This window comes from Corallococcus macrosporus, assembly GCF_017302985.1.
Classification (GTDB): Bacteria; Myxococcota; Myxococcia; order Myxococcales; family Myxococcaceae; genus Corallococcus; species Corallococcus macrosporus_A.
The window spans coordinates 460,796-469,286 of the sequence record NZ_JAFIMU010000002.1; the positions used below are offsets into that span (position 1 = coordinate 460,796).

Genomic DNA, 8,491 nt, shown 5'->3' on the forward strand with positions numbered 1-8,491 from the left:
CGCGCCCTCATGTCGCCGGTCGTGGCCGAAGTCTTCCTGTATTCCTTCATCGTCGTGTTGAGCGCGCTGGCCGGCGCAGGGGTGGTCATCTTCAATGACCGCTCCACGCGGCTCGTGACGTTCCTCGCCTTCGCGGCGGGCGTGATGTTCGGCGCGGCCTTCTTCCACATGCTCCCGGAGGCGTACGAGGGCGGTGGCTGGTGGGCCTTCGCGCTCGTGCCCATGGGCTTCCTCTTCGTGCTGGTGCTGGAGCGCTACCTCGTCGCCCACACCTGCGAGGAGCCGCCGGACTGCGCGGAGCACGTGCACGGCCACGCGCTGGGCTTCAGCGCGTTCCTGGGCCTGTCCACGCACACGCTCTTCGACGGCATCGCCCTGGGCTCCGCGGTGAAGGAGGGCGTGGGCGCCATGGCGCTGCTGGCCATCACCGCGCACAAGGTGCCCTCGTCGCTGTCGCTCGCGTCCATCCTCCAGGCGGAGGGGAAGAAGCGCGGCACCATCCTGGCGTACACGGCGCTGTACGGCCTGATGGTGCCGGTGGGCGCGCTGCTCTACTTCGGCTTCGACGCCGTGCTGAGCTTCCAGTCCCTGGCGCCCAAGGCCCTGGCCTTCTCCGCCGGCACCTTCCTCTACATCGCCGTGTCGGACCTGCTGCCGCACGTGAACAAGCACGGACGGGACAAGCCCGGACGCAACCTGGTGGCATTGGCAGCCGGGTTGCTGGTGATGTTCGTGCTCGCGCGCGTCCTGGGGCACACGGAGCACTGAAGGCACCATGGAACGACGCAAGGACTGGTACGAGCACCCGGAGTACTACGAGGCCATCTTCGGCACGGACACCGTGCGCGAGGCGGACTTCCTCCAGGCGCTGAGCCGACGCTTCGGCACCGGCGGCAACCAGTGGCTGGAGCCCGCGTGCGGCGCGGGCCGGCTGGTGGCGGAGGCCGCGGGCCGGGGCCTGAAGGTCGCGGGCTATGACTTGTCGGAGGCCATGCTCGCGCACGCGCGCAAGCGGCTGTCCCCCGCCGAGCGCCGCCGCGTGAAGCTGTCCCAGGCGCGCATGGAGGACTTCTTCGACCCGGCGCTGGAGGGCCGCGTGGACCTGGCGCACACGCTGGTCTCCACCTTCCGCTACCTGGACAGCGAGAAGGCCGCGGTGGAGCACCTCACCGGCACCCGGCGCCTGCTCAAGCCGGACGGCATCTACGTGCTGGGCTTCCACCTCACGGACTACGCGCGCTCGGGCCCGGAGCACGAGCGCTGGGTGGGGCAGGTGGGCCCGGACAAGGTCGTGTGCAACACGCACGAGGGCCTGCCGGAGAAGCGCCTGCGCCGCTCGCCCATGCGCAACCGGCTGCGGGTGACAGGGCCGGACAAGGACTGGCTCATCGAGACGACGTGGTACTTCCGCACGTACGACGAGGCCCAGGTGAAGCGCCTGTTCCGCAAGTCCGGCCTGCGCGTCGCGGCCACGTTCGACTTCGACTACGACCTGGACTCGCCGGTGGGGCGCGGCAGCCCGCGCCTGGACCGCGTCTTCGTCCTCCGGCCGGACGCGGCCCCCAAGGCCTGACTTTTCCCTGACTGGTACGGAATGACCCGGCCGACTGCCTGTTGGGGAGGCGTGGTCCGTCAGTCAGTGAAAGCCAAACGGTGCGTGGTTTTGCGTTCCGTCAGGACGCGTCTGCGTTCCATTGGGACGCAGATAGGGCAGGGGGCTGCGCATGACTCCGCGAAATCATTGGGCTTCGCTCTTGGCACGGCAGCCGCATTAGCGTCTGGCCATACGCCGGCAACGGCGTGTACCGCATCCAGATGCACCCGGAGCGCGGAAGGAGGGGCCGCTCCTTCCGCGCTCTCCATCTGAATCCGCACCTCCCCGCCATCTCCGATAGAGTCGGCGTCTGTTTTCTGGACGGCTTCGCCGGTCTCCGGTGGCGCGGCTTCCGCACGGGAGGCGAGGGGATGCAAGACGAGTTGGCGCAGCTCATGGCTGCGCTCAGGGATTCCAGGGACTTCGAAACCGCGGCGGCGGCGACGTTGCGTCGGATGCTGGCCGTGGCGGAGGCCGCGGTGGCGTCCAGCCGCTACGCGGGCCGGGCCCGGGTCCTGCGCGGCATCGTCCACCTGCGTCCTGGAGAGGCCTACCGCCGCCTGGCCGCGTTGGACGTGGGCGCGCGCGAGGTGACGGACGCGGGCGTCGGGACGCCCTTCTTCACCTCCGCCACGGCGTGGCGCGCGGTGGTGGAGCACCGGTGCGCGGTGTCCATCGACGTGAACATCGGCACGGTGCAGCCGCACGCGCCGGACGCGCCGGTGACGGGCGACCCCGGCCTCGCGGGCTTCCACAGCAACGAGAGCAAGCAGCGCTTCCTGGGCCGTCACGCCACGCACGTGTGCGTGCTGCCCCTGCGCACGCCCGCGGGCATGGAGGGCATGATCTCGCTGGAGGCGGACTGTCTGGCCGCCATGGGGCAGGAGTTCGTCTGGCGCGACGCCGGTGACACGCTCCAACTGCTCACGGACATCGCCGCGCCGTACCTCACCGCGCTGCCGCAGCGGCCGGTGGCCACGCCGGAGGTGGACGAGTTCCTCCCCGTGGTGGGCCGCTCCATGGCGGAGCTCCTGCCCATCCTCAGGACGTTCGCGCTCCAGGACGAGACCATCCTCGTGAGCGGGGCCACGGGCGCGGGCAAGTCGCGCCTGGCGCGCTGGTGCCATGAGCGCTCCGGACGCCGGGGCAAGCCGTTCGAAACGCTGGACCTGGTGACGGTGCCGGAGGACCTCCAGATGGCGGAGCTCTTCGGCTGGAAGAAGGGCGCCTTCACCGGCGCGGTGCGCGACGCGCCGGGCGTGGTGGCCCGCTCGGATGGCGGCACGCTGTTCATCGACGAAATCGACAAGCTGTCGCTGAAGGCGCAGGCGGGCCTGCTGCACCTCCTGGAGTCGCGCAGCTACCGGCCGCTGGGCGAGGGCACCGGCGAGAAGCTCGCGGACGTGCGCTTCATCATCGGCACCAACGCGGACCTGCACGCGCAGGTGCGCGCCGGGCGCTTCCGCGAGGACCTGTACTATCGCGTGAACGTGTTGCCGGTGCGCATGCCGCCCTTGCAGGACCGGCAGGACGAGATTCCCCTCTGGGCTCGGTACATGGTGAACCGCCGCCACCGCGAGCGGCCCGCGGAGGGCTCCGCGCGGCTGGCCCCGGAGGCGGAGCTGCTGCTGACCACCAGCTCCTGGCCGGGCAACCTGCGGCAGCTCGACAACATCGTGCGGCGCGCCTACTCGCTGGCGATGGTGGCGCACGCGGGCGGCACGGGCGACCTCGTGTTGCAGGAGAAGCACGTGGCCCAGGCGCTGGGCTACGAACAGTCCCCCGGGGCCCGGCCGCTGCCGGAGGCGCTGAGGGCCGCGGCGCAGGCCTTCGTCGGCGAGGCGCGCAGGCGCGGCAGCCCGCTGGACCTGGACTACGCGGACGGCTTCCGCGGGCTGGTGCTGGGCATGGCCATCCGCCAGGTGGGCCGCGACGAGGCCTTCCGCCTGCTGGGCCGCGAGAGCCTGGTGAAGAACCGCAACCACCACAAGGCGCTCAAGCGCGAGCTGGAGAAGGTGGACGTCCTCTACAAGGCGCTGGGGGAGGACGGCTCGCCCTTCTCCGACCTGCTGGAGAACGAGGACGCGGACTGACGTGGACGGCGCGCCCCGGAGCAGTGGGGCGCGCGCGTGGGGCCTTCAGCGGATGGCGCTGCCCAGCGGCTGGTAGTTCTCGTCGCGCAGCCCCACCAGCACGCTGGTCCCGCTGTCCGTCACGCGCAGCTCTCCGAAGCGCGCGTTCGAGTACCGCTCCGCGTGGCCCTCCTGGAAGAAGAAGGCCTCCGCGCCCAGGCGCATCTGCGAGTTCCGGATGCGGAAGCGCAGGCGCACCTCGCCGGGCGCGAGCGCGGTGCCCGGCGTCTCGTAGCGCACGAACTCGCCGACGTTGTGCTCGTCCAGGCGCAAGACGACGTTGCCGTCCTCCTGGGGCTGCTCGCGGCCCTCGCGCCAGCCCTGGTTGATGGCGTAGTCGAGCACCATGTAGTCGCCCTGGATGAGCGATCGCGGATCCACCGGCGCCAGCCGCAGCAGCACCGGCTGCCCCCGCGCGAGCACGGTCTCCTTCTGCACGACGAGGAAGACGAGCGCGGCGAACACCAGCGCCAGCCCTCCGAAGATGACGGCGCCGCGTTTCATCGGGCCTCCGTGAGCACGGCGGATTCACGCCGCAGGAAGAACTGCCGCACCCCCAGCAGCACCAGCCCGCTGCCCACCAGCGCCAGCGCCTTGGCCAGCAGCGTGATGCGCAGGTCGTAGTAGTAGTACGCGCCGAACGTCAGCAGGAACAGCACCGCCAGCCCCAGCATCACGCGGCTGCGCCGGTGGAAGCCGAGCGTCAGCATCAGCACCGCCACGAGTACGCCCGGCGTGTTCAGCGTCATCACCGTGAGCAGCCCTAGCGCGCCGGCCGCCGGAATCCAGACGCGCTTCTCCTGCTCCATGCCCAGCTCGCGCAGCACGCGCCAGCCCGTCACGCCCACGAGGAGCGCGAGCAGAAGGGAGAGGTACGCGCTCGGGACGAACGCGCTGTCGAAGCGGAAGACGTAGCGGAAGCCCTCCAGGGAGCTCTCGTAGTTGCGGAACAGCAGCCATCCCGGGACCGCGCACGCGAGCGCGAACGCGATGGGCCCCACGCGAGCGCCCAGGGGCCCGCGTCGCAGCTGGGGCTCGAAGAGCAGGAGGCCCGCGAGCGCCGCGGCGCATACGAGCATCCACACGTCCACGCCCGCGCCGCCGACCCCCTCGAGCGCCAGCGTGCCGATGGACACGCAGAGCCCCACGGCCGCCAGGAAATAGAGGATGAGGTCCGGGAACGTGGCGAGCAGCGCGATGCAGATCACCGCGCCGACGGATGAAAGTCCGAGCGTCCGCACCTCCATGCCCGCCAGCCCGGCCAGCAACGTGCCCGCGCCAGCCAGGCAGAGGGCCAGGGCCAGCTGCTCCATGAAGGCCCCATGGGTCTGCCGGCGCAGGAACACCGACGCCACCAGCAACACGAGCCCCAGGCCCGTGAGCGCTGACTCTTCGTTCCACAGGCCCACGCACGCGAAGAAGCTGAGCAGGAACGCGGCGGACATCCACGCGCCCGCGCCGGCCAGCGCCTTCACGAACCAGGGAGAAGCCCCCAGCGTCTTGTGGCGGACCTCCAGGACGGTGCGGGCGCGAGCGTCCACCTCCGCGTCCACGTGGCCCTCGGCCTTGAGCCCCGCCAGTACGTCTTGAATCGTCGGTCGCAGGGCCATGATCAGGTCTCCTCCGAAACGCCCGTGGCCTGCGACTCGTGGCGCAGCCAGTACACCGCCAGGCCCACTTCTCCAATGAGCACCAGGGGCAGGATGAAGAGGGTGAGCTCCTCGGCGTGCGTCACCTCCATGAGGAAGTAGCCCACCGCCGTGGTGACCAGCGTGATGACGCACACCGCGCCCACGGTGAGCAGGAACAGCTCGCCGTGCAGGTGCCGGTGCAGGGCGTAGATGGCCACCAGCCCCCCAATCACCAGCGGCAGCGACACGCCCACGACGAGCGAGCGGTCATACCGGCTGACGATGAACAGGACGCCCAGCCCCACCAGCGGCATCAGCGCCATGAGGGACAGCACGCGCGGCATCCACCGCCCCTGGAGCCAGGACACCTTCCGGTTGGCGAAGTGCTCGTACGTGGCCCAGGCGAAGCCGTTGAGCAGCCCCAGCACCAGCGCCAGCGCCTCCTCATTCGAGCCGAAGCGCCCCATGCGCTGGCCCCAGAAGAGGATGACGCCCGTGTTCACGAGCACGAGCTGGAGCATCCACAGCGGCGTGAAGCGCGCCAGCGCCACCCACGGCAGGATGAGCACGCCCCAGCCGATGAACAGCTCATACGGATCCGCGCCCGTCTGGTACGCCTGCCCGTACACGGCGAGCAGCGGGCCCACCAGCACCGCGGCCGCGAGCAGCGAGAACTGCCCCGCGGGCCGCTCGCCCAGCCGCCACGCGCCCACCGCCGCCCCGGCGATGCCCAGCGACACGAGGCCCAGCTTCGAGAAGCGCCCCAGCTCCGCCCAGTTGAAGGCGAAGAAGTACACCACGCCCGCCAGCACCAGCAGCGAACCCAGCGCCATCAGCGTCGTGGACAGGAACGCGCGCCACGCGGGCCGCGCGGGCGAGGCGACCGCCAGGTGCAGCGCGCGCCCGTACGCGTCCGGGCTCAGGATTCCGGCGTCCGCCAGCGCGTGCAGCCGCTCCGGCGTCGCCTCCAGGTCGAGGAAGTCTTTCGGCACGGCGGAGGACTGTACCCGGTTCAGGTGACGCCGGGGACGCCGCGCCCCCTCACGGACCGGAGCGCTCCGCGTCCAGGAAGGCCTTCAGCTCGGGGAGCACGCGCTCGGGATGCTCCAACTGCGGACTGTGTCCGCAGTCCACGCGCAGCACGCGGGCCTGGGCAAGCACCCGCGCGGCCTCGTCCACCAGGGAGACGGGCAGCGTCTCGTCGCGCTCGCCCCAGACGAGCAGCACGGGGACCTTCACCTCGCCCAGCCGCTCTCTGCGGTGGAACACCGGGCCCGTCAGCGGCACCAGCGCGTTGAAGGCCTGCGCCGCTTCGGGCCTTCCGCCGGGCACGCTCAACAGCTCGTAGCCCAGCTGTCCCAGCTTCTCTCCCAGCGGCGTCGGCGGGGGCGGCAGCATCCGCGCCATCGCCCAGGGGCCCAGGTTGCGCGCCAGCCGCTCCGGCCCCGCGCGGAAGAAGAGCCGCGACGGCCGAGGCATGTCCGGCCCCAGCCCCATCGCGTCCACCAGCACCAGCCGCTCCACCGGCACCGCGCCGCGCAGGGCCAGCTCCAGCGCCACCAGTCCGCCCAGCGAGTGACCGACCACGGCCACCGGCCCCGGAGCCACCATCCCCAGGGCCTCCTCCACCGGCCCGGTGAAGAAGCGCACCGCGTCCTCCGCCGACCGCACGCGCACCTCCGCCGGGGTGGACTGTCCGAAGCCGGGCAGGTCCAGGGCCAGCACCCGGTGGTGCCGGGCCAGCACTGTCAGGTACGGGAACCAGTGGGTCGCCGCGTTCCCACGCCCGTGGAGGAAGACGACGGTGGAAGGCGCGCCGTCCCCGGAGCCGGGGCCCCCCTCGAGGATCCGCACCGCGCCGCCCCCGGGCAGCCAGTGCACCTGGGGCACCACGGCGGGGGCCAATTGGGCCAGGAGCCCCGTCTCCACCGGGCCCACGGGGGGCGTGGCGCCCGGGGCGCCGGGGCGGCCGGCGGCGTCCCAGCGAGGGGGGAGGGCGGAGCGGCGGGGCGGGGGCGGGCGGGACATGGGAGATGACCCTTTACGGGACAGGGCGGCTTGACGGAATGTCCGGCTTACAGCGGTGTTGAGCCGGACGCCCGGGAACCCTAGGCTGCCCGCCGCCCAGGCCGACAGAGGGGACATGAACACCGACATCCGCGCGCTCACCGAACGCGTGCAGCAGGAAAGCAGCTTCGTCGAGGTCCTCAACCAGGAGACCGGCAAGGTCATCGTCGGGCAGCGGTACATGCTCGAACGCATCCTCATCGGCCTCTTGTGCAACGGCCACGTCCTCCTGGAGGGCGTGCCCGGACTCGCCAAGACGCTGACCGTGCGCACCGTGGCGGACTCGCTCAGCGCCACCTTCATGCGCGTGCAGTTCACCCCTGACCTGCTGCCGGCGGACCTCGTCGGCACCATGATCTACAACCAGCAGACGGCCGCCTTCACCGTCCGCAAGGGGCCCATCTTCGCGAACATCGTCCTCGCGGACGAAATCAACCGCGCCCCCGCCAAGGTCCAGTCCGCCCTCCTGGAGGCCATGGCCGAGCGCCAGGTCACCATCGGCGACCAGACCTTCGGCCTGCCCTCGCCGTTCCTCGTGCTGGCCACCATGAACCCCATCGAGCAGGAGGGCACGTACCCGCTGCCCGAAGCGCAGGTGGACCGCTTCATGCTCAAGGTGAAGGTGGGCTACCCGACCCGTGATGAGGAGAAGGTCATCATGGACCGGATGTCCGGCGGCTCGTCGCCGAAGGTCCAGCGCGTCATCTCGCTGGAGCACCTGGTGCGCGCCCGCGAGCTCGTCCACGCCATCTATATGGACGAGAAGGTGAAGGAGTACATCCTCAACGTGGTGTTCGCCACGCGTGAGCCCGCGCGCTACGGCCTCAAGGACCTGGCGGACTACATCCAGTTCGGAGCGTCGCCGCGCGCCACCATCGCCCTGGCCCAGGCGGCCCGCGCGCACGCGTTCCTGCGCCACCGCGGCTTCGTCACCCCGGAGGACGTGAAGGCCATTGCCTTCGACGTGCTCCGCCACCGCATCGCGATGACCTACGAGGCGGAGGCCGAGGAGCTCACCCAGGAGAAGATCATCCAGCGCGTCTTCGACCGCGTGGAAGTCCCCTGAC

General features: G+C 71.1%; 8 protein-coding genes. 4 read left to right on the top strand and 4 right to left on the bottom strand.

The genetic code is table 11. The features are described from left to right. Positions 1-9 precede the first annotated feature (9 nt). The 3 genes from JYK02_RS02285 to JYK02_RS02295 all read left to right on the top strand — a co-directional run bounded on the left by JYK02_RS02285 (position 10) and on the right by JYK02_RS02295 (position 3,687). On the top strand, positions 10-768 hold the full coding sequence (locus tag JYK02_RS02285) for a ZIP family metal transporter (protein WP_207048202.1): 759 nt from the start codon (positions 10-12) through the stop codon (positions 766-768). 7 nt (positions 769-775) lie between these two features. Next, a complete protein-coding gene (locus JYK02_RS02290; RefSeq protein ID WP_207048203.1) occupies positions 776-1,573 on the top strand; it encodes a class I SAM-dependent methyltransferase in 798 nt (265 codons plus the stop codon). Positions 1,574-1,965: 392 nt separating this feature from the next. Continuing rightward, entirely contained in the window at positions 1,966-3,687 is a 1,722-nt protein-coding gene (locus tag JYK02_RS02295; protein ID WP_207048204.1) for a sigma-54-dependent transcriptional regulator, read from the top strand. 45 nt (positions 3,688-3,732) lie between these two features. Here the strand turns inward: JYK02_RS02295 and JYK02_RS02300 are convergent, their stop codons facing one another. From JYK02_RS02300 to JYK02_RS02315, 4 genes are read right to left on the bottom strand one after another with little or no spacing between them, the layout of a single operon-like run. Then, positions 3,733-4,230 carry a GDYXXLXY domain-containing protein gene (locus JYK02_RS02300; RefSeq protein WP_207048205.1) on the bottom strand — a complete coding sequence of 166 codons (498 nt, stop codon included), beginning with the start codon at positions 4,228-4,230 and terminating at the stop codon, positions 3,733-3,735. After that, the gene (locus tag JYK02_RS02305; RefSeq protein ID WP_207048206.1) at positions 4,227-5,336 is read right to left on the bottom strand and encodes a DUF4401 domain-containing protein; all 1,110 of its coding nucleotides are present in this window, start codon (positions 5,334-5,336) and stop codon (positions 4,227-4,229) included. Before JYK02_RS02305 ends, JYK02_RS02300 begins: the two co-directional genes overlap by 4 nt. A gap of 2 nt (positions 5,337-5,338) precedes the next feature. After that, complete coding sequence (locus JYK02_RS02310) at positions 5,339-6,349, bottom strand: DUF2157 domain-containing protein (protein WP_207048207.1); 1,011 nt, start codon at positions 6,347-6,349, stop codon at positions 5,339-5,341. Positions 6,350-6,398: 49 nt separating this feature from the next. Then, the gene (locus JYK02_RS02315; RefSeq protein WP_242588294.1) at positions 6,399-7,385 is read right to left on the bottom strand and encodes an alpha/beta fold hydrolase; all 987 of its coding nucleotides are present in this window, start codon (positions 7,383-7,385) and stop codon (positions 6,399-6,401) included. A gap of 115 nt (positions 7,386-7,500) precedes the next feature. Here JYK02_RS02315 and JYK02_RS02320 point away from each other — a divergent pair, with 115 nt between their 5' ends. Then, the gene (locus JYK02_RS02320) at positions 7,501-8,490 is read left to right on the top strand and encodes an AAA family ATPase (RefSeq protein WP_014398943.1); all 990 of its coding nucleotides are present in this window, start codon (positions 7,501-7,503) and stop codon (positions 8,488-8,490) included. The last annotated feature ends 1 nt before the right edge of the window (position 8,491 follow it).

What these genes read in the sequence shown, in the direction of transcription:
- JYK02_RS02305 (WP_207048206.1), bottom strand. Translation starts at nt 5,336, where the DNA reads ATGGCCCTGCGACCGACGATTCAAGACGTACTGGCGGGGCTCAAGGCC.
- JYK02_RS02285 (WP_207048202.1), top strand. Translation starts at nt 10, where the DNA reads ATGTCGCCGGTCGTGGCCGAAGTCTTCCTGTATTCCTTCATCGTCGTG.
- JYK02_RS02320 (WP_014398943.1), top strand. Translation starts at nt 7,501, where the DNA reads ATGAACACCGACATCCGCGCGCTCACCGAACGCGTGCAGCAGGAAAGC.
- JYK02_RS02295 (WP_207048204.1), top strand. Translation starts at nt 1,966, where the DNA reads ATGCAAGACGAGTTGGCGCAGCTCATGGCTGCGCTCAGGGATTCCAGG.
- JYK02_RS02300 (WP_207048205.1), bottom strand. Translation starts at nt 4,230, where the DNA reads ATGAAACGCGGCGCCGTCATCTTCGGAGGGCTGGCGCTGGTGTTCGCC.
- JYK02_RS02290 (WP_207048203.1), top strand. Translation starts at nt 776, where the DNA reads ATGGAACGACGCAAGGACTGGTACGAGCACCCGGAGTACTACGAGGCC.
- JYK02_RS02315 (WP_242588294.1), bottom strand. Translation starts at nt 7,385, where the DNA reads ATGTCCCGCCCGCCCCCGCCCCGCCGCTCCGCCCTCCCCCCTCGCTGG.